This window comes from Rhodovarius crocodyli, from assembly GCF_004005855.1.
GTDB classification, from domain to species: domain Bacteria; phylum Pseudomonadota; class Alphaproteobacteria; order Acetobacterales; family Acetobacteraceae; genus Rhodovarius; species Rhodovarius crocodyli.
Map to the genome: position 1 here is coordinate 1 of NZ_SACL01000008.1, position 26427 is coordinate 26427.

At 70.0% G+C, this 26427-nt stretch carries 26 protein-coding genes and 1 pseudogene; 11 read left to right on the plus strand and 16 right to left on the minus strand.

Annotated elements, in window-relative coordinates; translation table 11 throughout:
- The 6 genes and pseudogenes from EOD42_RS19270 to EOD42_RS19295 form a co-directional block, all read right to left on the minus strand.
- Positions 1 to 544 (minus strand): annotated as a pseudogene (locus tag EOD42_RS19270) (hypothetical protein); the annotation flags it as partial.
- 144 nt (positions 545 to 688) lie between these two features.
- The gene (locus tag EOD42_RS19275) at positions 689 to 1231 is read right to left on the minus strand and encodes a DUF1194 domain-containing protein (RefSeq protein ID WP_127789215.1); all 543 of its coding nucleotides are present in this window, start codon (positions 1229 to 1231) and stop codon (positions 689 to 691) included.
- 3 nt (positions 1232 to 1234) lie between these two features.
- Complete coding sequence (locus tag EOD42_RS19280) at positions 1235 to 1609, minus strand: phage tail fiber protein (RefSeq protein WP_127789216.1); 375 nt, start codon at positions 1607 to 1609, stop codon at positions 1235 to 1237.
- A 22-nt stretch (positions 1610 to 1631) separates the two neighbouring features.
- Entirely contained in the window at positions 1632 to 1946 is a 315-nt protein-coding gene (locus EOD42_RS19285) for a hypothetical protein (RefSeq protein ID WP_127789217.1), read from the minus strand.
- 29 nt (positions 1947 to 1975) lie between these two features.
- Positions 1976 to 4543 carry a glycosyl hydrolase family 28-related protein gene (locus EOD42_RS19290; protein ID WP_127789218.1) on the minus strand — a complete coding sequence of 856 codons (2568 nt, stop codon included), beginning with the start codon at positions 4541 to 4543 and terminating at the stop codon, positions 1976 to 1978.
- Between the two features lie 39 nt (positions 4544 to 4582).
- Positions 4583 to 5245 (minus strand): hypothetical protein, encoded by a 663-nt coding sequence (locus tag EOD42_RS19295; RefSeq protein WP_127789219.1) that lies wholly within the window; start codon positions 5243 to 5245, stop codon positions 4583 to 4585.
- Between the two features lie 215 nt (positions 5246 to 5460).
- On the opposite strand from EOD42_RS19295, the gene EOD42_RS19300 reads away from it, so the two are divergent.
- The 5 genes from EOD42_RS19300 (at position 5461) to EOD42_RS19320 (ending at position 10500) form a co-directional block, all read left to right on the plus strand.
- Complete coding sequence (locus EOD42_RS19300) at positions 5461 to 6549, plus strand: extracellular solute-binding protein (RefSeq protein ID WP_127789220.1); 1089 nt, start codon at positions 5461 to 5463, stop codon at positions 6547 to 6549.
- Positions 6546 to 7478, plus strand: coding sequence for an ABC transporter ATP-binding protein (locus EOD42_RS19305; protein ID WP_127789221.1), 933 nt, complete (start codon positions 6546 to 6548; stop codon positions 7476 to 7478). Before EOD42_RS19300 ends, EOD42_RS19305 begins: the two co-directional genes overlap by 4 nt.
- On the plus strand, positions 7475 to 8305 hold the full coding sequence (locus EOD42_RS26545; RefSeq protein ID WP_276318161.1) for an ABC transporter permease: 831 nt from the start codon (positions 7475 to 7477) through the stop codon (positions 8303 to 8305). Before EOD42_RS19305 ends, EOD42_RS26545 begins: the two co-directional genes overlap by 4 nt.
- On the plus strand, positions 8284 to 9075 hold the full coding sequence (locus EOD42_RS19315; RefSeq protein ID WP_240655218.1) for an ABC transporter permease subunit: 792 nt from the start codon (positions 8284 to 8286) through the stop codon (positions 9073 to 9075). Before EOD42_RS26545 ends, EOD42_RS19315 begins: the two co-directional genes overlap by 22 nt.
- Positions 9076 to 9186: 111 nt before the next feature.
- Positions 9187 to 10500 (plus strand): MFS family transporter, encoded by a 1314-nt coding sequence (locus EOD42_RS19320; RefSeq protein WP_127789222.1) that lies wholly within the window; start codon positions 9187 to 9189, stop codon positions 10498 to 10500.
- 71 nt (positions 10501 to 10571) lie between these two features.
- On the opposite strand, the gene EOD42_RS19325 is transcribed toward EOD42_RS19320, so the two are convergent.
- The 6 genes from EOD42_RS19325 to EOD42_RS19350 form a co-directional block, all read right to left on the minus strand.
- Positions 10572 to 11465: a glycosyltransferase family 9 protein gene (locus EOD42_RS19325; RefSeq protein ID WP_240655219.1), complete on the minus strand. Its 894-nt coding sequence runs from the start codon at positions 11463 to 11465 to the stop codon at positions 10572 to 10574.
- 108 nt (positions 11466 to 11573) lie between these two features.
- Complete coding sequence (locus EOD42_RS19330; protein ID WP_127789224.1) at positions 11574 to 12344, minus strand: DUF4394 domain-containing protein; 771 nt, start codon at positions 12342 to 12344, stop codon at positions 11574 to 11576.
- A 92-nt stretch (positions 12345 to 12436) separates the two neighbouring features.
- Positions 12437 to 13099: an anti-sigma factor gene (locus tag EOD42_RS19335; protein WP_127789225.1), complete on the minus strand. Its 663-nt coding sequence runs from the start codon at positions 13097 to 13099 to the stop codon at positions 12437 to 12439.
- Positions 13096 to 13626, minus strand: a complete 531-nt coding sequence (locus EOD42_RS19340; protein ID WP_127789226.1) for a sigma-70 family RNA polymerase sigma factor — start codon at positions 13624 to 13626, stop codon at positions 13096 to 13098. Before EOD42_RS19340 ends, EOD42_RS19335 begins: the two co-directional genes overlap by 4 nt.
- A gap of 26 nt (positions 13627 to 13652) precedes the next feature.
- Positions 13653 to 14750 (minus strand): glycosyltransferase family 4 protein, encoded by a 1098-nt coding sequence (locus EOD42_RS19345; RefSeq protein ID WP_240655220.1) that lies wholly within the window; start codon positions 14748 to 14750, stop codon positions 13653 to 13655.
- Between the two features lie 42 nt (positions 14751 to 14792).
- Complete coding sequence (locus EOD42_RS19350; protein ID WP_127789228.1) at positions 14793 to 16262, minus strand: DUF4214 domain-containing protein; 1470 nt, start codon at positions 16260 to 16262, stop codon at positions 14793 to 14795.
- A gap of 305 nt (positions 16263 to 16567) precedes the next feature.
- Between EOD42_RS19350 and efp the strand changes: the two genes are divergently transcribed.
- The 3 genes from efp (at position 16568) to EOD42_RS19365 (ending at position 18731) form a co-directional block, all read left to right on the plus strand.
- On the plus strand, positions 16568 to 17137 hold the full coding sequence (gene efp / locus EOD42_RS19355; RefSeq protein ID WP_127789229.1) for an elongation factor P: 570 nt from the start codon (positions 16568 to 16570) through the stop codon (positions 17135 to 17137).
- Positions 17138 to 17310: 173 nt separating this feature from the next.
- Positions 17311 to 18165: an inositol monophosphatase family protein gene (locus tag EOD42_RS19360; protein WP_206020411.1), complete on the plus strand. Its 855-nt coding sequence runs from the start codon at positions 17311 to 17313 to the stop codon at positions 18163 to 18165.
- Positions 18165 to 18731: a hypothetical protein gene (locus EOD42_RS19365; RefSeq protein ID WP_127789230.1), complete on the plus strand. Its 567-nt coding sequence runs from the start codon at positions 18165 to 18167 to the stop codon at positions 18729 to 18731. Before EOD42_RS19360 ends, EOD42_RS19365 begins: the two co-directional genes overlap by 1 nt.
- Positions 18732 to 18746: 15 nt before the next feature.
- On the opposite strand, the gene EOD42_RS19370 is transcribed toward EOD42_RS19365, so the two are convergent.
- Positions 18747 to 19235 (minus strand): Lrp/AsnC family transcriptional regulator, encoded by a 489-nt coding sequence (locus EOD42_RS19370; protein WP_127789231.1) that lies wholly within the window; start codon positions 19233 to 19235, stop codon positions 18747 to 18749.
- Between the two features lie 203 nt (positions 19236 to 19438).
- On the opposite strand from EOD42_RS19370, the gene trxB reads away from it, so the two are divergent.
- Both trxB and EOD42_RS19380 read left to right on the plus strand, forming a co-directional pair.
- Positions 19439 to 20407, plus strand: coding sequence for a thioredoxin-disulfide reductase (gene trxB, locus EOD42_RS19375; protein ID WP_127789232.1), 969 nt, complete (start codon positions 19439 to 19441; stop codon positions 20405 to 20407).
- Positions 20407 to 21303 (plus strand): LysR family transcriptional regulator, encoded by an 897-nt coding sequence (locus EOD42_RS19380; protein WP_127789233.1) that lies wholly within the window; start codon positions 20407 to 20409, stop codon positions 21301 to 21303. Before trxB ends, EOD42_RS19380 begins: the two co-directional genes overlap by 1 nt.
- Positions 21304 to 21562: 259 nt before the next feature.
- Here the strand turns inward: EOD42_RS19380 and EOD42_RS19385 are convergent, their stop codons facing one another.
- Complete coding sequence (locus tag EOD42_RS19385) at positions 21563 to 23521, minus strand: glycosyltransferase (protein WP_127789234.1); 1959 nt, start codon at positions 23519 to 23521, stop codon at positions 21563 to 21565.
- A 6-nt stretch (positions 23522 to 23527) separates the two neighbouring features.
- On the minus strand, positions 23528 to 24718 hold the full coding sequence (locus tag EOD42_RS19390; protein WP_127789235.1) for an HlyD family secretion protein: 1191 nt from the start codon (positions 24716 to 24718) through the stop codon (positions 23528 to 23530).
- Between the two features lie 246 nt (positions 24719 to 24964).
- On the opposite strand from EOD42_RS19390, the gene EOD42_RS19395 reads away from it, so the two are divergent.
- Complete coding sequence (locus EOD42_RS19395) at positions 24965 to 25948, plus strand: LLM class flavin-dependent oxidoreductase (RefSeq protein ID WP_127789236.1); 984 nt, start codon at positions 24965 to 24967, stop codon at positions 25946 to 25948.
- A gap of 58 nt (positions 25949 to 26006) precedes the next feature.
- On the opposite strand, the gene rplQ is transcribed toward EOD42_RS19395, so the two are convergent.
- On the minus strand, positions 26007 to 26426 hold the full coding sequence (rplQ, locus tag EOD42_RS19400) for a 50S ribosomal protein L17 (protein ID WP_127789237.1): 420 nt from the start codon (positions 26424 to 26426) through the stop codon (positions 26007 to 26009).
- Between the last annotated feature and the right edge of the window lies 1 nt (position 26427).

Sequence of the window (26427 nt, forward strand, 5' to 3'; positions counted from 1 at the left end):
GCGGTGGTTGCGGCTGGAGGGGCTGGGGCTGGGGGGGCTGGGGCTGGGGGGGCTGGGGCTGGGGGGGCTGCGGCACGCGCGGCGGCGGCGCGGGCTGCGGGGGGGCCGGCTGCGGCGGGGCGGGCTGGGCCTCGGCCAGCGCGGGCGGGGCCGGCGGCGAATCGGGGGTGGGGGGAGAAGGCGGCGGTGATTCGGCGCGCTGCGGCGGCTCGGTGGCCTCAGGCGCCTCGCCCTCCGGCGCGCCGGAGGCCTGGGGCGTGGGGTCGCCGCTCTCGAACACCATCTCGATCGCGGGCGCGGGCAGGCTCTCCGGCCCCTCGCGGCGCGGCATCAGGTCCAGCAGCAGCACCGCGAGCACGCCTGAATGCACCGCCAGCGAGCCCGCCAGCCACCAGGGCAGCGTGTCGCGATCGGGGCGGCGCGGCAGGCGCGGGTTCTCGGGGGCGGGCCAACTCGGCGGCTGGGGCTCCCGGCGCGGCACGGCGCGGCCACCCGCGCCGAAGCGCGGCAGCAGACCGGTGGACTTGCGGGAAGCCCTGCTCACGCGGCGCGGCGTCGTTGCATCGGATGATGGAATGGGGCGCCTGCGCGCATACCGCAAGCCACTCCCGGGTATCAAAGAGTTCAGATGTCAGCGTTGCGCCAGTTCCATCGAGAGCTTCCGGCGCATCGCCGCGGCAAAGTCATCTCACCCGGCGGCACGCAGCGCGAAGCCGCCGGGTGTCACGGCATTCTCGCGCAGCCAGTCAGCCGGATCCTCTCCGGCGATGCCGCCGATGCCGATGGCATTGATCCGCACGCCGCGCGCATCGGCGCGCCCACGCGCATGGCGCGTCGCGGGGGCATCGGCCTCGCCATCGGTGGCGATGTCGATCACTTCCTGCTCGGCGGCGCAGGGGGCCGAATCGAGGGCAGCCATCGCGCCGTCCAGCGCGCGCCCGACGGCCGTGCCGCCCGGAAGCCCGCGCGGGGCGGCACGCAGTTCCCCGGCGAAGGCCGAGAGCGCGGCCGGGTTGTCCAGCACGCGCCAGGGCACGAGCGGGCGGGTGGAATCGGAAAAGGCGATGGCCGTCATGGCCACCGCCCCTTCCCGCTCCACGATCCGTGCCACCGCCTGTGAGGCGATGGCATCCGCCGTGCCCTCGCGCTGCAGCCGCCAATCCTCGGCGGAGACCGAGCCCGAGGCGTCCAGCAGCAGCACGAGGGCCACGGCACAGGCCGTGGCCACCATGGTTCAGCCCGCCGTGATGGTCAGGCTGCCGGGGTTCACCGTGACGGTGCCCGCCCCGGTGACGGAGGTGGCGGCCGACAGCGCGCCCCAGGTCAGCGGGTTGCCGCCGGCGGCCGCGTCGAACAGGCCGATATGCGTCAGCGTGCCGACGGCACCCGTGAAGGTGAAGCGAACGGCCTCGGCATTGGACTGCACGCCGGTGCCCGTGAAGGTCACGCGCTGGCGGGCATAGCCGTTGCCCACCGGCTCACCGGTGATGCCGGTGGCATCGGTGCCGCCGGTGCCCATGGCGCAATAGACGGCCGTGGGCAGCGCGGGGGCGCGGCCGCAGAGGGAACGGCCGAGCAGGTTCTTCGCGAAATCGGAAAGGGTGGACATGCGGGGGGCTCCTGTCTGGGGATCAGATGTCGGTGGCGGCGGCGAAGCGGGACGGCAGGGCGCTGCCGTCCGCCGCCTCACCGTCGGGAAGGGTGCGCACGGCGCTGTAGATCGCGGGGATGCTCAGCTCGCCCTCGGCGAACAGGCCGGCGGTGCCGAAGCGGTAGTTGTACCGGGCCAAAGGCTTCTTGCCGGCCTGGCGCGCGGCATGGTCCAGATAGCCGTGCAGTTGCGCCTCAACGACGCAGGCCGGGAAGTCGGCCTGCACATGCGTCAGCCGCCAATAGGTCGCGGTGGCGCCGGTGCCGTCCACCTCGATGGGAAGGGAAAGGGCCATGGGGGTCTCCTGTCTGGAAGGTGAAGGGGTCAGCTCGCGGTCACGGCTTCGACGCTGGCGTAGCGGGCCACCCAGTTGATGGTGGTCGCCGCCGCCCCGGTGCCGCTGACGGCGATGCCGCCGTTGCTGGTGTCGGCGGCGATGGTCAGGCGCCAGGCGCTGCCGGTGCCGTTGCTGGCCGTGGGCGCCATGCTCGCCGCCGCGCCCTCGAACACGGCGACCGAGGACGCCCCGGAACCGCGCACGGCGGAGAGGTCCACGAGCCATTTGGCCGCGGCCGTGCTGCCGGCGGCCTTGGCGATGACGGTCAGGCGGCCGGAATAGACGCTGAAATCGGGCAGGTTCAGGCTGTTGGTGGAGCCCTGCGCCGCGCCCCCCGCCGTCAGCCGCGTCGTGGTCGCGTCGGTCGTCTGGCGGAACAGGATGTTCTCGGCCGCCTGCGCATCGCCCTGGGCGGTGATCATGCCGGAGGCCCAGGTACCCTTGCCGATCTGGCTGCGGGTATTGGAGGAGTTGCCGCCCGGCACCCAGGAATAGGCACCGCCCGAGTTGTTGTTATGGCCGCCGCCGATCGTTGCTCGCTGGTCCGTCGCGGTGTTGTTGGAGCCGCCGAGAATGGAGGCACGGACGCCGCTCGACGCATTGCTGTAGCCGCCCACGACCAGCGATTCCGCGCCCGATGCCAGGTTGCGCCGCCCGCCGAGCACCATGCTGGCGTCGCCGCTGGCGACCTGGGCGGCGTTGTTGCGGTCCGTCTGCAGGTCGATGGCATAGGTGCCGCGGGCGGCGCCGCCCGTCACCGCATTGTCGGGGAACTGCGCCAGCACGGCGCCGCTGCCCTTGGGCTGGCCGATCACCGCATTGATGTTCGCATCCGAGCCCGCGGCCTGCCATCCGACCCGGCCGGGCGCGCCCGTGGCGCCGCCGACCAGCTGCATGACATTGACCGAGCTGCTCTGGCTCAGCACCTGGGCCTGCGCACCGTCGCCGGTCTGCAGGGACAGCGTGCCGCTGCCCTTGGTCTGCACCACCATCCCGACATTGGTGTCGCTGCCCTCGGAGAGCAGCGTGGCGGGCACGCCGGTCGCGCCGCCCTGCACCCGCAGGCGGTTCACCGTGCCGGCGGGGGTCGTCACCTCCAGCGCATGGTTGGGGCTGGCCCCGCCCAGCGTGACGGTGCCCGACTGCGCGACGCGGGCGATCTCGGCCCCATTGGCCGACAGCGCCATCGAGGTGCCGGTCGGTGCCGACAGGCCGGTATTGTCCTGCCCGACGGCCAGCCCCGGCACCGGCGTGCCACCGGCAGGTGCGCGCATCTGCACCACGCCGTTGGTGCCGTTGTTCTGCAGGATGCCGGCATAGGTGCCTTCCAGCACCGGCGGCGTGCCCAGATGCACCCGGTTCACCCCGCCCGAGGCCGCATTCGCGACATTGATGGCGGCCGAGCCGTTGTTGCGGGTGTTGTAGTTCACGCAGCGCAGGGCGAAGACATCGACGCGGTTGTTGTAGGCGCCGATGCGGATGGCGCTGTCCTCCACCGTATCGACGCGCATGTTGCCGATCTGCACCTTGCAGTTCTGCGCGCTGATCAGCAGACCCGCGCTGTCGGTGCAGGGCGCGCCGGAGGCATTCCAGCGCTCGCTCTGGCAGGTGTAGTTGGCGACGAGGCCGTCCACCCCCGCCGTGTCGATCAGGATGCCGTAGCGGATGAAGTCCGCGTAGGCCTGGCCCACGTAGAACTTGGTGGTGTAGCCGCTGGCCCCCTGGGTGAAGCGGAACAGCGAGCGGTAGCCGAAGCCGAAGGCCTGGTCGATGAAGGGCCCGTCCGCGCGCTTGAACACCAGCGCGTCACCGTTGTCCTGCTGCCAGCGCAGCACGTTGGTATCGGCGGACCAGAACGGCCAGAAATGGATGTTGTGATAGCGCGGAACGTCCAGCGCCTGGTCCATCTCGATGCCGCAGGTAAACACCTGGCCGCGGATGCGGCGGAAATCGGTGCGGCCCGAGTTGTAGCAGTAGATGCCCTTGTTCACGGCCGCGAAGAAGATGTTGTCGAAATCGACGCCGCCCAGGCAGTCCACCACCCTGATGAACCAGTCGTAGTTCGTGGGCGCCCAGCTCGCGTTGAACGTGCCGCTGTGCGCCTGGGTGAAGGCGATGTCCGACACCTTCGACCCGCGCGAGGAGCCGGTGAAGGTGATGGGGGTGAAGCTCGTGCTGTCCACGCGCAGCCAGGTGCCGTCGCCGGGGCCGCCGCCCTCGGTGAAGCCCTGGCCGCGCAGGTGCACGGTGGTGCTGCTGATGGTGATGGCGCTGGCCAGGCGATAGGTCTTGGCCGCGAACATCACCGTGCCGCCGCCATTGCCGGCCAGCGAGTTGATGGCCGCCTGGATGGCCGGCGCATCGTCGGTGATGCCGTTGCCGACCGCGCCGAAGTCACGGACATGGACGCTGCGGCCGTCATGCACGGCGCTGCGCAGCTGGGCGAAGGTGGCCTTGCGGGTGGTGGGGGAGCCGGTGAGCTGGGAGATCGCCGAGACGTCGGTATCGGCGATCGACGTCAGCGCCGGCAGCTGGCTGATGCGAAGATCGGACATGGGGGGTTCCGTGCCTGGGGGGTACCGTTTTGGGGCTGATCAGGCGCGGTCGCGCAGCAGGGCGTAGCCGTTCTCCATCAGGATCACGCTCAGGTTCTCCTGCTGGATGCCGTCGAGCGGCGGCGTGACCGAGAAAGTGCGGGAGACGGCGGCGATGGCCGGGTCCTGCACGTCCTCCACGCGGATGCGGTAGCCGGTGCCCACTGGCGGCACCGGGATGGCGGCCGTGGCATAGCCGCCGGAGACGGTGACGATCTGCGGCGTGGGCATGATCTGGTTGCTGCTGTCGCGCACCGAGACCAGCACCTGGCTGATCGGCCCCTGCACCTGGGCGGAGACAGGGATCGACCCGCCGGTGATGAAGCCGGCCGCGAGCGGCGCCAGGACAATCGTCCTGACCACGGCGCCCACCGCCTGGGTCACGGTGAAGTTCTGCGCGGCGCTGCGCAGCAGCGCGAGCGGGGAGACGGCGCCGTCGAGCGTGACGCCCGGGCCGGTCGCGGGGCCGGAGCGCAGCGGCAGCAGCGCCAGCGCGTCGGCCGTCTGCAGGATCATCAGGTCACCCGGCTTGAGCTGGGCGGAGACCGGGTTGAAATACCCGGCAGCCGTGACATCCGTGCGGATGTCATCCGTGCGGTAGTGCCACAGGGAGAAGCTGCTGGTCTGGATCAGCGGCGTGAGGCCGGAGGCGAGAAAGGACATGGCGGGACTCCTGAGGCGGGAGGGGCACGCGCGAAAACACCGCCAGGTTGCGAAACCTGGCGGTGTGGCGGATCGGGCGGAGGGGGTGGGTTGCGCACGGGCGCACCTCGCCCGTTGACGAAGCGGTATTAGCAATAAAATCCGATCAACGTCAAGAAAAAAAGCCGCTGCATTTGGGGCTTTCTGAGCCGGTCGCGGAATGCGAGAAATCGCCCATGCGCCGCCTGATCCTGATGCTGTCCGCCCTGTTGCCGCTGGCCGGCCCCGCCGCCGCGCAGCCCGTGCTCAACGTCTACAACTGGGCCGACTACATCGACCCCTACGCCATCGACCGCTTCCAGCGGGAGAGCGGCACGCGGGTGCGCTATGACGTGTATGACAGCCTGGAGACGCTGGAGGCGCGGCTGTCCGCCGGGCGCTCGGGCTTCGACATCATCGTGCCGACCAGCGAGCCGAGCTTTGCCCGGCTGGTGCGGGCCAATGCGCTGCGCCCGCTGGACCCTGCGCGCATCCCGAACCTGCGCAACCTGGACTCCGCGCTGATGGCGCGCGTGGCGGGCGTCGACCCCGGCAACCGGCATGGCGCGATCTATCTGTGGGGCACGGTGGGGCTGGGCATGCGGCCCGACCGCATCCGTGCGCTGGCCCCCGACGCGCCGATGGACAGCCTGGCCCTGCTGCTGAACCCGGAGAACGCCCGGCGCCTGGCGCGATGCGGCATCGCGGTGATGGACAGCGCGATCGACGTCATCCCCTCCGTGCTGCGCTTCCTCGGCAAGGACCCCGACAGCACCGATGCCGCGGACCTGGCCGCCGCCGAGGCCGCGCTGCGCGCCATCCGCCCGCATCTGCGCAGCATCCCGGGTTCCGCCGCCATCGTGGATGCGCTGGCCAGCGGCGAGATCTGCCTCGCCCTCACCTATTCCGGCGACGTGATCCAGGCTGCCGCCCGCGCGCGGGAGGCGAACCGCAGCGTCGAGATCACCTATGCCGCCCCGCGTGAGGGCGCGCATCTGTGGTTCGACATGCTGGCCATCCCCGCCGATGCCCCGAACCCGGAGGCCGCCGAGGCCTTCATCAACTTCCTGCTGCAGCCCGACGTGATGGCGGGTGTCACCAACCAGGTGCGCTACCCCTCCGCCGTGCCGGCGGCGCGGCAGCGTCTGCGGCCGGATGTGGCGAATGACCCCAACATCCACCCGGATGCGGCGGCGCTGGCGAATGCCTTCGTGCCCGGCACGCCCCCACCCGCCACCGAGCGCGCCCGCGCCCGCATGTGGTCCCGCTTCAAGGCCGGGCGTTGAGCCTTCTCGTCGAGGGGTTGTTCAAGCGCTTCGGCGATGTGCCGGCGCTGGAGGGCGTGAGCCTCGCGGTGGCGCAGGGGGAATTCGTCTCCCTGCTCGGGCGCTCCGGGTCGGGCAAGTCCACCATCCTGCGGCTGGTCGCGGGGTTCGAGGCGCCGGATGCCGGTCGCATCGCGATCGAGGGCCGCGACATGGCGGGGCTGCCGCCCCAGGCGCGGCCCTGCGCCATGATGTTCCAGTCCTATGCGCTGTTCCCGCATCTGTCGGTGCATGAGAACGTGGCCTATGGCCTGCGCCGTGCCGGGCAGTATGACGCGGGACGGGTCGAGGAATTGCTGCGGCTGGTCGGCATGGCGGGCTATGGCGCGCGGCGGCCGGCGCAACTCTCGGGCGGGCAGCAGCAGCGCGTGGCATTGGCGCGCGCGCTGGCCCGGCGCCCTCCCCTTCTGCTGCTGGACGAGCCGCTGGCCGCGCTCGATGCCGGGCTGCGCGCCGCCACCGGCGCCGAGCTGCGCCGCCTGCAGCGCGAGACGGGCACCAGCTTCGTCCTGGTCACGCATGACCAGGCGGAGGCGCTGGCGCTGTCGGACCGGATCGTGCTGCTGGAGGGCGGGCGCATCGTGCAGCAGGGCCCGCCTGCCGAGGTCTATGCCCGCCCCGCCACCCGCTTCGTCGCCGAGTTCCTGGGTGCCGCGAACATCCTGACCGAGGGCGGGCGCGAATACGCGCTGCGGCCGGAGGATATCCGCCTGGGCGGCGAATTGCCGGCCCAGGTGCTGTCGCGCCAGTTCCGGGGCGAGAGCTGGATGCTGGAATGCCTGACCGGGGACGGCCGGGTGCTGCGTGTCAGCACCCCGGGCCCTGCGCCCATGGAAGGTAACGCCGTGATGCTCGGCTGGCCCGCCACCGCCCTGGCCCCGCTCTCGTGATCCGCGCCATCGCCGCCTTGTGGCTGGCGCTGTTGGTCGGCGCGCCGCTGCTGGTGGTGGCGGCCATGTCGCTGGGCGTGCCGGTGGACGGGCTGCCGCCCTATCGCATCCCGCTGCTGGCCGGCGAGGGCATGGGCGAGGCCGAGGCCTGGTCGGTGCTGACCGAGGACGGGCATTTCCTCTGGGCGCTGTGGCGCTCGCTATGGCTGGCGGGCGTGTCGGCGCTGGGCTGCGTGGCGCTGTCCTATCCGATGGCGCTGGGGTTGCTGCGGGTGCCGCCGCGCCGGCGCATGGCGGTGCTGGGGCTGGTGCTGCTGCCCTTCACCGTGGGCTTCGTGCTGCGCATGGCGGGCTGGGTGGGGCTGCTGCGCGACAGCGGGCTGGTGAACCAGGCACTGATCGGCCTCGGCCTGATCACGGACCCGCTGCCCATGCTGTATTCCGAGGGCGCAATGCTGGCGGGCATGATCCATGGCTACCTGCCCTTCGCGTTCATGCCGGTGCTGGCGGCGCTGTCGGCGCGGGACCCGGCGCTGGAACAGGCGGCGGCGGATCTCGGCGCCGGGCGGCTGACCATCTTCCGCACCGTCACCCTGCCGGTCACGGCGCGGGCGGGGCTGGCGGGTTTCCTGCTGGTGTTCATCCCGGCGGCCGGTGAATTCGTCATCCCCGAGCTGCTCGGCCCGCCCGAGGCGCTGCTGGCCGGGCGCGCCATCTGGCAGGAGTTCTTCTCCTCCCGCGACTGGCCGCTGGCGGCGGCGGCCTCCATGGCGCTGCTGGGGGTGCTGATCCTGCCGATCCTGCTGTGGCAGAGGGCGCCACGATGACGCGGCTGGTGCTGGCGCTGGGGCTGGTCTTTCTGTGGGCACCGGTGGCGCTGCTGGCGGGCTTCGCCTTTTCCGATGCGCGGCAGCCCTTCCTGTGGGGCGGATTCTCGCTGCGCTGGTTCCAGGCGCTGGCGCGGAATGAGCGCCTGCTGGAGGCGGCCTTCCTGTCCCTCTCGGTCGCCGCCGGCGCGGCCACCCTGGCCGTGCTGGCCGGCGGCGTGCTGGGCTGGGTGCTGGCCAGGCAGGGGCGCTTCGCGGGCCGCCCTCTGTTCGGGGCATTGGCCGCCGCGCCGCTGGTGTTGCCGGAGGTCGTGACCGGCCTGTCCCTGCTGCTGCTGTTCGTCGTTCTGGAGCAGTTCACCGGCTGGCCGCAGGGGCGCGGCGTGGCGACCGTGCTGCTGGCCCATGCCTCCCTCGGCGCCGCCTATGTGGGGGTGCTGGTACAGGCGAGGCTCGCCGCGCTGGGTCGCGTGCTGGAGGATGCGGCCGCCGATCTGGGCGCCTCCCCGCTCGCCATCTTCCGCACCGTCACGCTGCCTCTGATCCTGCCCTCGCTGGCCGGCGGGTGGGGGCTCGCCTTTCTGCTGTCCCTCGATGACGTCGTGCTGGCCAGCTTCACCGGCGGGCCCGGGGCCACCACCCTGCCCGTGCTGCTGTTCAGCCAGCTGCGGATGGGCCCGACGCCGGAAGCCAACGCGCTGGCCTTCATCCTGCTGGCCGTCGCGGTGCCGCTGGGCGGACTGTTCTGCTGGTGGCGCGGGGGAAAGTAACGAAGCTTTTCAGTGTCCCGGAGGCTGCATTGCTGCGCTGCGGCCGCCCTATGGCGTGCCCGTGCGTTCAAGGTGCCACAATCGCGCCACGATTTGTTTCCGGAGAACACGATGAGCAACGATAGCGGCCTGACCCCAGGCACCGATCCGCACGACACCCGAAAACGGGTCATGGCCATCGTCGCTGGTTCCTCCGGCAATCTGGTCGAGTGGTACGATTTCTACGCCTACTCCTTCTTTTCCCTGTATTTCGCCCATGCCTTCTTCCCGCGCGGGGATGCGCTGGTGCAGCAGCTCTCGGCGGCCGGCGTGTTCGCCGCGGGCTTCCTGATGCGCCCGATCGGCGGCTGGTTCTTCGGCATGCTGGCCGACCGAAAGGGCCGGCGCTTCGCCATGCTGCTGTCGGTGCTGATGATGTGCGGCGGCTCCCTCGTGATCGGCCTGCTGCCCGGCTACGAGACCATCGGCATCGCCGCCCCTGCCCTGCTGCTGCTGGCGCGCATGTTCCAGGGCATCTCGGTCGGCGGCGAATACGGCACCTCCGCGACGTACATGAGCGAGGTCGCCACCTCCCGCCATCGCGGCTTCTTCTCCTCCTTCCAGTACGTCACGCTGATCGGCGGGCAGCTGCTGGCCGTGCTGGTGGTGGTCACGCTGGAGCAGACGCTGGGCGAGACGGCGCTGCGCAGCTGGGCCTGGCGCATTCCGTTCTTCATCGGGGCGGCGGCCGCGCTGGTCGCGCTGTTCCTGCGCCGCAACCTGCATGAGACCAGCAGCAAGTCCGACCTGGCCAAGAAGGAGGCCGGCACGCTGAAGGCGCTGCTGCAGCACCCGCGCGCGGTGCTGGTCACGCTGGGCCTGACGGCGGGCGGCAGCCTCGCCTTCTATACCTTCACGACCTACATGCAGAAGTTCCTGGTCAACAGCGTGGGATATCCGGCCGCCACCGCCAGCCTGCTGATGACGGCGATCCTGTTCGTCTACATGTGCATGCAGCCGGTCTTCGGCGCGCTGTCCGACCGGATCGGCCGCCGCGCGCAGCTGATCATCTTCGGCGTGCTGGGCGCCATCGGCACCATCCCGATGATGAACGCCATCGCCGGCAGCGGCGGCAACCCCGCGATGACCGTAATCCTGGTGCTGGTCGCCCTGGCGGTCGTCAGCCTCTACACCTCGATCAGCGGCGTGGTGAAGGCGGAGCTGTTCCCCGCCGAGGTGCGCGCCCTGGGCGTGGGCCTCTGCTATGCCATCGCCAATGCGGTGTTCGGCGGCAGCGCCGAATATGTGGGCCTGCGCTTCAAGGCCGAGGGCCATGAGGCGGGCTTCTACTGGTATGTCGCGATCATGGCCCTTGTCGCGCTGGTCTCGGTCATCGCGATGCGGGATCCGCGCAAGCTGGGGCACATGCACCACGAACCGCGTTGACGCGGCGGGGGCATTGCCCCCCGTTTGAGACCCAGGAAGGGCGCCTCGGCTGGTTCAGCGAGGCGCCTTTTTCATGCCAGCGCCGCCAGCACTTCCTCGGCGCTCAGTTCGTTCAGCGGCAGGTGGCGCAGAAAATCCGCCTTCGGGCCGCGCGGGGCGCAGCGGCTGGGTTCGCTCTCATCGCCGAACAGGGCCAGGGTACGGCAGCCGGCGGCGGCGGCCACATGGGTCGGGCCGCTGTCATTGCCCACCGCCAGCACCGCCCGCCGGGCGATCGCCGCCAGCTGGAACAGGCTGGTGCGGCCGGTCAGGTCCAGGGCGCCGGCCTCGGCGGCCATGAAGCCACCGAGCTCCGCCTCCGCCTTGCCGCCGCAGACGACGCTGGGCATCGGCAGGGCCCGGGCCAGCGCGGCATAGCGTTCGACGGGCCAGCGCTTGCCGGGCCGGGTGGGTGAGGCACCGGGCAACAGCAGCGCGAAACGCTCCGGCAGGGCGAACGCCGACAGGTCGGCATCCAGCCAATCCAGCTCCGGCGCCGGGAAATGCGTGATGCCCGCCATCACCAGTTGTTCGCGCTGGTTGTCGACCGTGTGCATGCGGCCGCGATCAGGGTTCGCATGCGGGTGCGAGGCGCCGCGCGCCACGCCCGACCATTCCGCCCGCCGCCCGACGAACAGGCGGTAACGGGAACTGCGCGGTGAGGTCTGCAGATCATAGACCCGGTCGAAGCGCCCTGCCCGAAGCCGGCGCGCCAGGCGCCACACGGCCTGCACATTGGTCCAGGCGGGGCGGCCGTCGTCCCACACCTCATCGAACCAGGGGGCGGCGCGGGCCAGGCCGGCGAAGGGCGGTGTGGTCAGCAGGGTGATACGGGCGCCCGGATGCGCTGCGCGGATGGCGGCATAGGGGCCGAAGCCCTGCACGAAATCGCCGAGCGCGCCGAGCTTGATGACGAGGATGTTCACGAGGCCATTGTGCCGCAAGCCGGCCTGCGCCGCACTCCCCCGCGCCGGCATGCCGGGGGGCACAGCAGTGAGGCGGGCATTGCTGCCCGCCTCCTGAGTGGATGCGTCTCAGCGCATCGCGGCGATGTCGATCACCGAAGTGCCGCGCGGCAGGCGGACCTCGCCGCGCGGCGTCAGGGCACCGCTCTGCAGGTCGATCCCGTGCAGCGTGCTTCCGGCCATGACGTATCCCGTATTGGCGGTGCCGTCGCTCAGGATGTCGAAGGCGACAGTGGCCGGAAGCTGTGCCGAGAGCCGGCCGCGCGCAGCCTGCACGCCGTCATTCGGCGGGTTCTGCAGGTTCAGCGCACCGGCCGAGGGGTCGATCGTCAGCAGCTGGGTCGCGGTCGCGCCCTGCACGCTGTTGGTGTAGGCGCCCGCGACGACGCGCGGCATGGCCGTGCCCTCGGCGTTGCGCAGGCGGCCGTCGGTCGCGGCCTCGCCGGTCTCGACATTCACGCGCAGGTTCTGGCCGTCCAGGCCCATGATGCGCACGCGGTTGGCCACCGGGTTGAAGTCGAAGATCGCGTGGCCCGCCGCCTGGAAGGCGACGTTGAGCTGGCTGACGCGGGTGGCGCGGCCGGTGGCGGGGTCGATCGTCACGATCTGCCCGCTGCTGGTGATGCCATAGAGACGGCCATCCTGCGGGCGCTGGTCGATGCCGACCACCTCGCCGCTGGCGCCACGAATGGCGACGGGGGCGCTGGCGCGGCGGGTCTCGCTGTCGATGCGGATCAGCTTGTTGTCGGCCGTGAGCGCCACCAGCGTGGCGGCCTCGGCGCGGGCGGCGGCGATCATGGCGACCGCGCCGAGCAGGGCGAGGCGAAGGGTAGGCGTCATGGTGTTCCGTCTCCGTTGGGACGGGGCGTCGGCGCCCCGTTGCCAGCGTTACGGCCCGGCCATTCCGCCGGATGCAGCCACCTGAAAAATAATCACGTTCCGCTCGCCGGGCTCAGGCGGCCGATGAACAGGATGGGGCCGGTGGGCCGGCCGGTGGGGGAGCCGCCCGGCGGCTCCAGCGTGATCTCGATCAGCATGCCGGGGCTGGGGCGGATGCTGGCGGGCGTCACGCTGAAGCGCCCACCCTCCGGCACCAGGCCCAGCGAGGTGGGCGCCGTCGCCCCCTGCGGCAGCGCCCAGAGCTGGGCCACGCGGCCGGGCTCCACCTGCTGCCGGTTCAGCGCGGCCAGGTGGATGGTGTCGCCGCGTGCCTCGACCAGCCAGGCCGGCTGCTCGCGGCTGGTCAGCAGCACCGTCATCATGGCGGGCGGCGGCGGCGCGCGCAGCACGATGAAGGCCGCGAGCCCTGCCGCGACCGCGCTGGCGCCGAGCCCGAGGACGGGCCAGGGGAAGCGCCACTGCCGGCGCATGGGCGCGGGGTTCAGCGATTGCTCGATACGGGCCCACAGCCCCGGCGGGGGCGCCTCCGGCTGCGCGAGCGCGGACAGCGGGGCCAGGCGGCGCTCCCACGCCGAGACCGCCTCGGCCAGCGCCGCATCGGTGGCCATCGCATCGCGCAGCGCCTCGGCCTCTCGCGCCTCCAGCGTGCCCAGCACGTATTCGGCGGCCAGCGCGTCCCTTTCCTCGGGCGTCATGTCAGGCACTCCCGCAGGGAGAGCAGGCCGCGGCGGATCCAGCTTTTCACCGTGCCGATCGGCAGTTCGAGGCGTGCCGCGATCTGGGGGTGCGACAGGCCGTTCACGAAGGCCAGCAGGATGCCCTGGCGGTTCTTCTCCGGCAGCCCCTCCAGGCAGGCCCGCAGCCGCGCTCCGTCCTCATCGGCGGCCAGCGTGTCGAGCTGCGTGGCGTCGGCGGGCGTTTCGCCCAGCGTGGCGTCGTCGGTCGGGATCTCGCGCCCCCGGCGGCGGGCGATGTCCAGCGCGGCATAGCGGATGACGGTCGCGAGCCATGCCTCCGCCCGGCCAAGGGCCGGGTCGAACATGCCGGCGCGCCGGGCGATGTTCACGAACCCATCATGCAGCGCGTCCGAGGCGGCCTCCCGGTCCCGCAGGATGGCCATGGCCACGCCGAACAACCGCACGGACTGCGCCTGGTACAGCGCCTGAAGCGCATTGCGGTCGCCGCCCGCGATGCGGGCAAGCAGAAGGGCGGCGTCAGTCATTGGCGTGGACCAGCATGGGGGCGACGCTAAAGCAGCTCCCGGTAGACCGCCAGCGTCGCGTTCTGCATGGCCGTCTTGGAGAAGCGGGTGACGACTGCCTCCCGCGCGGCGCGGCCCATGGCGGCGCGCGCCTCGGGCGGCATGTCCAGCGCGCGGCGCAGGGCGGCGGCAAGCGCCGGCGCGTCGCCCGCGGGCGTCAGGAAACCGGTGCGCCCATCCTCTACCGTCTCACGCGGGCCGCCCAGATCGGCCGCCAGCACGATGCGGCCCATGGCCTGGCCCTCGATCACGCTGCGGCCGAAGGCCTCGGCCTGGGTACTGGCATGGACCACCAGATCGGCGGCCAGCAGCGCCGCGGGCATATCGGAGACATGGCCGGGAAACACCACATCGGCCCCGGCGGCGGCGGCCTGCGCCACCAGTTCCTCCCGGTAGGCCGCGCGGCCATCGCCGAGCAGGACGGCGGTGGCGGGCCGGCCCAACCGGCCCAGCGCCTCGATCAGCACGGACTGCCCCTTCCAGCGGCTGAGGCGTGCGGGCAGCAGCACGAAGGGGCCCTCGCCGCCCCAGCCCGCGCGCATCGCGGCCACCCGGTCCGGCGGCACCGCCGCAGGGTCGAACAGGGCGGTATCCGCACCGCGCGGCACCAGCCGCAGGCGCTGCGCCACCCAGGGGTGGCGGGCCAGCACATGGCCCTCGATGAAGCGGGAGATGGCGATCACCCGCTCACCCCGCGCCATGACGGAATTGTAGAGGCGCTTGCCCGGGAAGTTTTCCGAGTAGGTGCCGTGCCAGGTGGTGACGAAGCGCGCGCCGGTGCGGCGCGCGGCCAGCAGCGCGGACCAGGCGGGCGCGCGGGAGCGGGCGTGCACGATATCGACGCTGTGCTCGCGGATGACGCGGGCCAGCAGCGTGGCGTTGCCGGCGATGCGCCACTTCGCGTCCAGCGGCAGGGTGATGTGGGTGGCGCCCATCGCCTCCAGCGCGGGCACCAGCCGCCCCCCGGCACTGGCCACCAGGGCGCGCCCGCCGGCGGCCAGGATCGCTTCCGCGATCTCCAGCGCGCCGCGCTCCACGCCCCCGGATTGAAGGGCGGGCAGAACCTGCAGCACCGTGAAGCTCATGACCGGCATGTGCCCGCGCGCGGGGCAAGGGGCAAGCCCCGCTCAGGTGAAGGGGGAGCCGGGCGGGACTTCGGTGATCTGCAGGAAATTCTCCTCGCACAGGCCGAAAGCGGCGATCACGTCCTTCTTCTGCAGATAGCCGTGGTCAAGCATATAGACCCAGTAGTCGCGGCTGGGGTTGTCGGCGGGCCTTCCCAGCACGCGGGAGAACATGTCCGTGACGAAATCGTAGCTGCTGTAGCCGTTGTAGCGGAGCTGCGCCTCGTAGCTGTTCGCGAACAGCTCCGTGATGTGGGACAGCGACATCTCCCCGCGTTCGAGCACGGAGATCCAGTAGTCGAAGGTCGGGCGGTCCGGCAGGCGGTCGAGCGCGGCCTCGTAGAGGGCGATGACCTCCTTGCTCCAGTGCTGGGTGACATATTCGCCATAGGGACGAGAGGCCCGGGTGGCGTTGATGTTGGTGTCCCACTCCGCGAAGGACTGCGCGACCTGCCAGCGCGGCACGCCCGCATCCAGCTGGCCCTTCCAGTAGCCGACGCCGCCTTCATTCACCTCACCGGCGCTGTTCTGGTAGAGGACCCGGACGAACTGCTCGTTGCTGGCGGCACCCTTGAGGCTGAATTCGTAGCTGCCGACCAGCACGTTGCTGAACGTGCTGTAGCTCCACTGCCCGCTGTCGAGCAGCCTGCTGTAGTATTCCAGGGCGGAACTTTCGGCGTGTCGGCCCAGGATGGCATGGAAAAAGGCGTCCACGTGAAAGGCCGTGCTGTCGGTGCGCAGGTCGATGGTGCCATTCAGGAACTGGATCTTCTGCGCCCCGCTGATCCAGAGGTTGTTGCCGTCCTTCATCACCAGCTCGACCAGCTCGGTGCCGTAGAACTCCATCCGCTCCAGCTCGAACACGCCGCGCGCTGCCCAGACGGTGCTTGAATCCTTCCAGGAGAAGCCGAAGCGGTGCTCCCATGTATCGAGGACATCGAGGGTGGCGGGCTCGCCGGCCGGCGATTCCAGCTTGATGTCGAGGCGGAAGGCGCTGGACTGATGGCCGTCCGATACCTCGACGAAGATGGCGCGATAGGGGCCGTCGCTCAGGGAGAGCGCCACGCCCTGCTTCAGCTTCAGCGTGCCGTTGACGATCTCGTACATCCAGGCGTCGGCATCGGCGATGGTATAGGTGAAGCCCCCCGCGGTGTCGGGGTCCGTGACGGCCAGCGTGCCGATGACGGCCCCGGAGGCGCCGGGCGCCACGCTGCCGCCGGTCGCGAAGCGGAGGCCCTGCGGGGGCGTGTCGTCCAGGTTGTTGACCGCCACCTGCCAGGTCGTGTCGCTCACCCCCCAGCTGCCATCGGCGTAATGGACGCGCAGCTGCAGCGACAGGGTGGTGGACCGCCCGGCCGCCACCAGCCCCTCATAATCGGGGGAGGCGATGTTGAAGAGCGAGATGCTGCCCGTGCTCCGGTCGAACCCCACATCGAAGTAGAGATCGCCCGAGCCCACGACGTCCATGAACATGACTAAGCCAGGGTCCCCGTTGTAATGGAGACCGGTCACCCAGCCCATGTAACGGGTATTCTCATCGATGGAGGCGGGCACACTGCCCGTCACTTGCACGCTCGGCATCCGCAACCGCACTTCTTGTGGAGGGATGGCCAGTTTGCTGCGGTGCAGTTTCCCGTCCCTTAAACGAGGGACCCGAAGGGCAACGCAGGGCTGCCGCCCACCAAGATGGGTTGCCCTGAACCCACCGGGCGTGTAGGCACGCGCCGCTGTTTCAGATTTTCAGCCCGTATTCCCACCATCGAGAAGCAGGTGCCGCCATGGCTAAGATGCAAGCCAACCAGATGCGTGCCGGCATGGTCATCGAGTTCGAAGGCCAGCGCTACACCATCCTCCGCCAGAACATCATGATCCCTGGCAAGGGCAATGCCATCATCCAGGTGGACATGCGCAACATCAAGACCGGCGCCAAGAAGGACCAGCGCTGGCGCACGGCCGACACGGTTGAGCGCCTGACGACCGAGGACAAGGAGTTCACCTACTCCTACGCCGATGGCGAGAACCTGGTGCTGATGGATCCCGAGACCTTCGAGCAGACCACCGTCCACAAGGACATCCTGGGCGACCGCCTGCCGTTCCTGGTCGAGAACATGACCGTGAACGTGCGCCTGATCGAGGGCGAGCCCGTTTCCATGGACCTGCCGGACACGGTGGTGCTGGAGATCGTGGAAGCCGACCCGGTGGTGAAGGGCCAGACGGCCTCCTCCTCCTACAAGCCCGCGGTGCTGTCCAACGGCGTGAAGACCATGGTGCCCCCCTTCATCACGGCGGGTGAGCGCATCGTGGTCCGCACCGAGGACGCGTCCTACATGGAGCGCGCCAAGGGGTGAGCGACGAGAAGCCCGGCAAGCTGAGCCTCAAGCGGCCCCCGGCGAAGCGCCCGGGGCCCGAGGAGAAGGCCGCACCCCGTGCGCCTCTCGGCACCGCCCGTAAGCCGCGCGAGAACCGCGAGGCCCCGGTCACCATTGCCCCGCGCGCGGCCAGCCGGTCCGCCAACCAGGGCATGCGCCTGTCCGCGCTGCTGAACGTGATGGTCGGCGCCGCCCGCAAGGCCGGCCGCCGCCTGCTGCGCGATTTCGGCGAGGTGGAGCAGCTGCAGGTCTCCGTGAAGGGGCCGGGCGACTTCGTCTCCCAGGCGGATCTGCGCGCGGAGGAAACCCTGCGCGAGGAACTTTCCCGCGCGCGGCCGCATTTCGGCTTCCTCGGTGAGGAAGGCGGAGAGCAGAGCCAGGAAGGCTGGGAATACCGCTGGGTCATCGACCCGCTGGACGGCACCACCAACTTCCTGCACGGCATCCCGCACTGGGCCATCTCGATCGGCGTGGAACACCGCCTGAGCGAGACCGAGAGCGAGATCGTGGCGGGCGTGATCTACAACCCCGCCTCCGACGAGCTGTTCTGGTCCGAGAAGGGCGCGGGCGTGTTCCTGAACGACAAGCGCCTGCGCGTGTCGTCGCGTCGTGACATGCGCGAGGCGGTCTTCGCCACGGGCATTCCCTTCGCGGCCACCCCGCGCAAGCCCGAGTTCGTGGCCATCCTGTCCCGGCTGATGCCGCAGGTGGCGGGCGTGCGGCGCTTCGGCGCTGCGGCGCTCGACCTCGCCTGGGTCGCGGCCGGCCGTTACGACGGCTACTGGGAACTCGGCCTGAACAAGTGGGACATCTCGGCAGGCCTGCTGATGGTGCGTGAGGCCGGCGGCTTCGTGACCGACCCCGAGGGCGGCGACGCCTATGCGGAAGGCCATGTGGTGGCCGGCAACCCGAACCTGCAGGGCAAGCTGCGCCAGGTCGTGTCCGAGGGCATCGCCGCCGCGCAGTCCGGCCGCAAGGCGAGCCGCGGCAAGGGCGACGCCGAGTAATGCGCCGCCGCGCGCTGCTGCTGGCGCTGACCGGGCTGGTTCCCCTGCCCGGTCTGGCCCAGGAGCAGAATCCGGACCGGCAGCAGCGGCGCCCCCAGCGGCGCCCGGCCAACCGGCCGGCGGCCGCGGCACCACCGCCGCCGCCCGCCCTTCCAACGACACCCGCCCCGCCGCCCGCGCCCCCCGCGCCGCCGCCGCGCCCTGCCCTGCCGCCCATTCCCCTGCCCGCCGGTTTCTTCGCGCTGCCCGGCGGCGGCTGGCGCATGCAGATGCCGCCCCAGGCCGACAGCATCCCGCAGGGCTACCGCACCGCTCTGGCGGCGCTGGCCAGGCGGCTGTCGGAAACCACCCAAGGCCGGGTCAGCATTCTGGCCCAGGTGACGGATACGGGGCAGGAGAACTCCTTCCTGCGACGGCTGGCGTTGGCGCGCGGCCTGTCGGCCAAGGAGATCATGCTGGGTGGCGGCCTGGCCGCGACGCGCATCGACGTGCGCCCCTTGGGCATGCGCAGCCCGCCGCTGGATGCGGTGGATATCTATCCGCCGGGCGTGCCCGCGCCGCGCTGAGGCGGCGCGCGGCGTTCAGCCGCCTTCTGGTCCCACGGGGACGCCGGCGCACTGCTTGGCGGTGCGGATGGTCTGCAGGGTCTGCACGCGGCTGACCATGGGCGCGCCGGTCAGGCGGCTGGTCAGCTGGTTCTCATGCGCCGTGTCGCGCGCTACCAGGCGCAGCAGGAAATCCCCGCCGCCACGGATCATGTGGCACTCACGCACCTCGGGCCAGGCGGTCACATCGGCCTCGAAACCATCGAGCACCGCCTGTTTCTGGCTGTCGAGTCCCACCAGGGCGAAGAAGGTGATCTCATAGCCCAGCGGCTCGGGCGCCACGTCGGCGTGATAGCCGCGGATGATGCCCACTTCCTCCAGCCGGCGCATGCGGCGCAGGCAGGGCGGGGCGGAAAGACCCACGCGGCGCGCCAATTCCACATTGGTGATGCGCCCATCCCGCTGCAATTCCGCGAGGATGTTGAGGTCTACGTCGTCAAGTTCGGGTTCTGGTGCGTCCGCCATTATCCAGCCATATTTCGTTGCGCTCGGGCGCATCCGGGCGCAATATCCTTTCAAATGCGCTTCGGTTCAAGGTGATCGGCCGATTCGGCTTCCAGAATCCTTGCAGGGCGGGCATGCAGGAAGAATATTGATGATGGACAGCGATTTATCCTGTTTCATTGATCCCACCCTTCCCGCCCACCCTTCGGCCGAGTGACCCATCCGTGTCCACCACCCACCACACCCCGCTTCTCGTCATTGGCGCAGGGCCTGCCGGCTATACGGCGGCCATCTACGCCGCGCGCGCGGGGCTGAAACCCATGCTGGTGGCGGGGCTGCAGCCCGGCGGGCAGCTGACCATCACCACGGATGTGGAGAATTACCCGGGCTTCGCCGAGGCCGTGCAGGGCCCCTGGCTGATGGAGCAGATGCGCGCCCAGGCCGAGCACATGGGCACGGTGATGCACTATGACATCATCACCAAGGTGGATTTCAGCCAGCGCCCCTTCCGCTGCGAGAGCGACAGCGGCGACCTGTTCGTGGCCGAGACCATCGTGATCGCGACCGGCGCCCAGGCGCGCTGGCTGGGCATTCCGGGTGAGCAGCAGCTGTCGGGCTTCGGTGTCTCGGCCTGCGCCACCTGTGACGGCTTCTTCTTCCGCGGCCGCAAGGTGGCGGTAGTGGGCGGGGGCAACACCGCGACCGAGGAAGCCCTGTACCTGGCCAACCTGGCCGAGCACGTCACGCTCATCCATCGCCGCGACTCGCTGCGCAGCGAGAAGATCCTGCAGCAGCGCCTGCTGGCGCTGCCCAATGTGTCGGTGAAATGGAACACGGAAGTGGCCGAAGCCCTTCCCACGGACGCCGCGCGCCCTGCCCTTCGGGCCCTGAAACTGCGCGATACCGTGAATGGCACGTTTTCAGAGCTTTCTGTTGATGGATTGTTCGTCGCGATCGGGCATGATCCGGCAACCGCCGTGTTCAAGGGGCAGATCGCGATGGATTCGGAAGGCTACATCGTCACGGAAGCGGGCAGCACCCGTACCTCCGTGCCGGGTGTCTTCGCTGCCGGGGATGTGCAGGACAAGATCTATCGTCAGGCCGTGACCGCTGCGGGAACGGGGTGCATGGCCGCGCTGGATGCTGAACGCTTCCTGGCCGCGGCGCATAGTGGGGAAAGACAGGCCGCCTGATGCCGCTCGACTGGGATAAGCTTCGCGTCTTCCATGCCGTCGCCGAAGCCGGCTCCTTCACCCATGCGGGTGAAAGCCTGAACCTCAGCCAATCCGCCGTCTCGCGGCAGATCCAGGCGCTTGAGGAATCGCTCTCCGTGCCGCTGTTCCATCGGCACGCGCGCGGCCTCATCCTGACCGAGTCGGGTGAGACGCTGAACCGCACCGTGCGGGATGTCTTCGCGAAGCTCGCGATGACCGAGGCCATGCTGACCGAGGGCCGCGAGAAAGCCGCCGGCCGGCTGAAGGTGACGACCACGGCGGGCTTCGGCAGCGCCTGGCTGGCGCCGCGCCTGCACAAGTTCCTGAACGCGCACCCGGAGGTGAACATCTCCGTGCTGCTGGATGACGCGGACCTCGACCTTGCGATGCGTGAGGCCGATGTGGCCATCCGCCTGCATGCGCCGAAGCAGCCGGACCTGATCCAGCGCCAGATCGCCAGCTTCAACTGGCAGATCTTCGGGTCGCCCGAATACCTCAAGCAGCACGGTGTGCCGCAGCGCCCCGAGGATCTGGACGCCCACCGCATCCTGATCTGGGGCGACTACCGCCCGCCGATCGACGGCATCAACTGGCTGGCCGAGGTCGGTCGCCGCCCGGGTGGCCCGCGCCGCCCCGCGGTCGAGATCAACAGCCTGACCGGCATCATCCGCGCCGTGCATGCGGGCCTGGGCCTCGCCGCCCTGCCCGACTATGTCGGCCCGGACCTGGAAGGGCTGGTGCAGGTGTTGCCGGAGCTGAAGACGCCCAAGGTCAGCGCCTATTTCGTGTATCCTGAGGAAATGCGGAACTCGAAGCGCGTTGCCGTGTTCCGCGACTTCCTGATGGCTGAACTGGCCCAGCTGCATCACGCCTGATCGGGCGGTCATCGGCGTTTTTGAGCGAGGCCCGGGGTGGAGACGCCCCGGGCCTCGCTGCTTTTTGCATCGCAATGCGTGAAATGCATGGCAGGCGCCATGCCTTGTCACAACCGCATGCAAACGGTTGGCATTACAAGGAGGTTATCGGCCTTTGAGGTCGATAGGGTCTTCGGATCCTTCGTCTCCCAGACGTGAAGCCTCCCTGTATGACTTCGCCCGCCGCCCCTAGGGGTCAGGCGGGCTTCTTTTTTTCCAGTCAGCGGAAGGCACGGCGCCACAGGATGCCGGCGAACTCCAACGGTCCCAGGGTGGAGACCGACTGCCGGTATCGCCCGGAGAACAGCTTTCGCACCAGGGCGGCCCGCTGCGGGGCATCGGGGTGCAGCAGCACCTGATAGGTGGCGGGGGCAATGCCGCGGATCTCGGCCAGGACGGTGCCGACATCGGCGATGGCCATCTCAAGCCTGTCGCCCACCTGCATCCGGGGCAGGTTCCAGGCCGAGAACCGGCAGCCCTGCAGCGACAGGTTCTCGATGGTCACCGCCATCGGCTTGCCGGCGATGGTCGCCCAGGCGGGCTCCATGGCGATGAAGCGTTCCTCCTTGCGATAGCGCGGCGCCTCCACGCACATCAGCGCGGCCACGCAGAGCATGATGATGTTGTAGAGGCTCCAGAACAGCGTCATGGCCTCGATGCCGGGGGGCGTGTTGTCGATGGGCCCCGTGACCACGCGCAGCAGGATGCCGCCCAATGTCAGCCCCGCCAGCAGCATGAAGGGGCCCGCCAGGCTCCATTGCACCATCTGGCGGTCGCGCGTGGCGCCCTTGGCCGTCACCTTGAACTTCTGATTGCGGGAGCCGAACAGGCCCACGGCGCTGGCCCGCAAGGCCTCACGCGTGACCAGCAGCGACATGGCATCCGCCAGGATGGGCACATTGGTGCCCCGGCTGGTCCAGCCCAGGAAGATGACGCAGCACAGCCAATAGGGCCCGAGATAGCCGACCAGCCCGGCGATATCCGCCTGGATGACGACGAGCCCCGTCCACCAGTAGAGCAGCGGTACCAGGATGCAGAGGATGCGCAGCACCGGCGTCACGGTCCAGAACAGCACCGTGTCCAGCGTGTGCAGGCGCATCAGCCAGGGTGTGGGGCCCCGGCTCAGCGGCCCCCAGGGGGTGCGCACCAGCTGCATGGTGCCCAGGCACCAGCGGCCGCGCTGGGTCAGGTATTCCTGCAGCCCCTCGGGCGCCAGCCCGGCCGTCAGCGGCTCATTCAGATAGGCGGTGCGATAGCCGAGGCCGCTGAGCTTGACCGAGAGCAGGATGTCCTCGGTCACGCTTTCCGTCGGGAAGCCGCCGATGCGGGCCAGGCATTCCGCCCGCACCAGCGAGGAGGTGCCGCAGGAGAAGGCGGTGCCATGCGCATCCTTGGCGGCCAGCAGCACGTCGAAGAAGAAGCGCTGTTCATCGGGCACCCGGGCGGGCTCACCCAGGTTCAGCTGGATGGGGTCCGGGTTGAAGAAATGCTGCGGCGTCTGCACCAGTGCCGTCTTGGGGTCATGCAGCAGCGCCGCGGCGCGGCGCAGGAAGGGCGGGGTCGCGATGAAGTCGGCATCCAGCACCGCGATCACGTCCGGCGGTTCCGGCAGGGTCATCAGGTGCTGGAAGGTGGCGTTCATGTTGCCCGCCTTGCCGTGGCTGTTGTCCCCCCGGGTGCGGTAGCCGGCGCCGAGCCTCTCGCACATCTGGGCAAGCCAGGGCCGCCGGCCGTCATCCAGCACCCAGACCCGGAAGCGCGGATAATCCTGCGCCAGGGCGTTCACCACGGTGCGGTAGAGGATCTCCTCCTGCTCATTGTAGGTGGGGATCAGCACGTCGATCAGCGGCGGCCCGCCGGGGTGGCCTTCCACCGGATGGTTGGTCGCCTCCGCCGAGCGGTCCAGCGTGCGCGACAGCACATGCAGCAGGATCAGCCCCGCGAGGCTGCCCAGCAGCTCGATCGCGTAGAAAGCCCAGGCCAGCAGCACCAGCGGCTCCAGGCTCGGCGTGGGCAAGGTCTCGGTGGTGCGCCAGTAGAGGTAGCGCAGCAGCAGCACGATGGTCAGCATGGAGCCGATGAACCGCGCATGCGGGTTGTCCGAGGGCACCCAGGGCAGTACCGCCGCCAGGCACAGCACCAGCAGACAAGGCAGAACCAGGGAGCCCATGGCGTCCATGCAGGGCTACTCCGTGAAGCGCACGGTCCCCATGCGCCCCGTCTCGCAGGTGTCGGTTTCCTGCACCATGCGCAGAATGGCCTGCGGGCGCGTCCGGGCCTCACCGGGCGCCAGGCTGATCGGGGTCAGCTGGATCACGCGCGCCTCAAGCCGCTCGCTGCTGCCGGCGGGCTGGAACCAGGCCGGCTGCCCCAGCCGCACGGCGCGATAGTCGCGCTCCTCCAGCTCGGCGGTCAGGGTGGTGGCGCCGCAATCGGTCAGCCGCGCGATATCCTGGCCGGCGCGCAGATATTCGCCGGGGCGCGCCAGCAGCCGGGCGATGGTGGCCCGCCCGTTGACGCGCAGCTCCGCCTGCTGGTTCAGGGCCACCAGGCGGGCCTCCGCGGCCTCCTGGCCCCGAAGGGCCGCCAGCCGCGCCTGACGCTCGGCCAACAATGCCTCGACCTCCACCAGGCTCAGCGCGAGACGGTCCTCGGTCTGCTGGGAGATGGAGCGATCGGTGGCGTTGTCGGTGGCGAAGATGCCGTTCTCGGCGCCGCGCTGTTCCGCCAGCTGGGCGTTGCGCTGCTCCTGCGCGGCCCGCAGCTGGTCCTGCGCGACCTGGAGGTCCCGCGCGAGCACATCCATCGAGGCCTGGGTGGCAAAGCCCTGGCGGACCAGCTGCTGCCCGCGTGAGGCCGCGGCGGTCGCCTCGCGCAGCTTGGCCTCGGCGGCGGCCACCTGGGCCGCGCTCTCGGCCACGCGCGCCCTGATCTGGTCCATGCGGGTCCGCCGGAAGGCCTCCGCCGTGCGGGAAGCCGCGCCGGCGAGGGCCCGCGTGCCCTGGGCCCGTGCCTCCAGCGCGCGGACATCCCCTTCGAGGGCAGCCACCCCGGCCTGCAGCTCCGCCAGACGGCGCGTGTCCACACGCTCCTTCACGACGCGGCCGAGAAGCGTCCCTTCCTCCATCAAAGCGCCCGGCTGATGGGCGGCCATGTGAAGCTGGCCGTCGATGGGCGCGCGCAGCGTGGTGCTGCCCCCGACCAGCACCGCGGTCCGGGCGCTGACGACGAAGAAGCGGTCATGGATGAAATAGGCGGTGGTGCCGAAGACGCCGGCGGCGAACAGGATGCGCAGCAGCCGCCCGGTAACACCCTGGCGCGGCGGCGAGGCCGCCGGGGCCTCGACCTTCAGGGGCTTCACAAGGCGGTCGGGCATTACATCCATGGCTCGATCCCCATCACAAAATCGCGATAGATACCTTTGTGGAAAATTGGGGATTTTCCCCAAATTTAGACAATCAACCAAAGGTCAATACTAGCATCTGGATACTATTGGATATCGACGATAACACCGCGATCTTACGTGACCACTAATTTTAGTGGCGCGACACCGCCCAAGGGGCGAAATTTTCGCTTCCACGGCATGGCTTCACAGGCCGGTGATCCCGCCCATATGCCCAGAATGCTTCCTCTCTCGATCCTCGACCTCTCACCCGTGCCCGAAGGCAGCGATGCCGGGCAGGCCCTGCACAATTCGCTGGACCTGGCCCGCCATGCCGAGGCACTGGGCTATCGCCGCTACTGGATGGCGGAGCACCACAACATGCCCGGCATCGCCAGCGCGGCCACCGCCGTCGCGCTCGCCCATGTGGCGGCCGGCACAAGCAGCATCACACTGGGCGCCGGCGGCATCATGCTGCCCAACCATGCCCCGTTGATGGTGGCGGAGCAGTTCGGCACGCTGGCCGCCCTGCACCCCGGGCGGATCGAGCTGGGGTTGGGCCGAGCCCCCGGTACCGACCAGCGCACCGCCCAGGCCATGCGGCGCAACCTGGCCGGCGATGTAGACGACTTCCCGCGCGACGTGATGGAGGTGATGGCCTATTTCGACGAGGCCAAGCCGGAGCAGGCGGTGCGGGCCGTGCCGGGCGCCGGCCTGAAGGTTCCCGTGTGGATCCTGGGCTCAAGCACCTATGGCGCACAGCTGGCCGCAGCCTTCGGGCTCCCCTATGCCTTCGCCAGCCATTTCGCGCCCACGCAGATGCACCAGGCGATAGGCCTGTACCGGCAGCGCTTCCGCCCCTCTGCCCATCTGGACGCCCCGCGCGTGATGATCGGGGTGAATGTCTTCGCGGCCGACACCGATGCCGAGGCACGCCTGCTGTTCAGCTCCCTTCAGCAAGCCTTCGTGCGGCTGCGCACGGGCCAGCCCGGGAAGTTGCCGCCCCCTAGAGAGGGCTATGAGGAAGGGCTGGATCCCTATGCGCGCTCGATGCTGGAGAACGCGCTCTCATGCTCCGTGGTCGGTAGCCCGGATACGGTGCGCCAGGGCATGCGGGAACTGGCCGAGCGGACAGGCGCCGATGAAATGATGGTGACCGCCCAGATCTGGGACCACCAGGCCCGCAAGCGCTCCTTCGAGCTGCTGGCGCAACTGGCCACCTGACGCAAAAAGGGCGGCCGGGTTTCCCCGCCGCCCTGATCACGCGCACAGGCGCAGCGGCTTACGCCGCTTCCGCTTCCGCGGCCTCCGGCTTCGGACCGCTGTCCTGGCCCTTGGCGGCCACGTCGCGCTCCACCAGCTCGATCACCGCCATGGAAGCGGCGTCACCGTAGCGGACACCGGCCTTCAGCACGCGGGTGTAGCCGCCGTTGCGGGCCTTGTAGCGGTCCGCAATGGTGGTGAACAGCTTCTCGACGATCGCCTGGTCGCGGATCTGCGCGTAAGCCTGACGGCGAGCGTGCAGCCCACCGCGCTTGCCCAGCGTGATGATCCGCTCGACGTAGGGACGCAGTTCCTTGGCCTTCGGCAGAGTCGTGGTGATCTGCTCGTGCTTCAGAAGGCTGGTCGCCATGTTGCGGAACATCGCGATGCGGTGCTCCGAGGTGACGCTCAGCTTCCGGTTGCCCATACCGTGACGCATA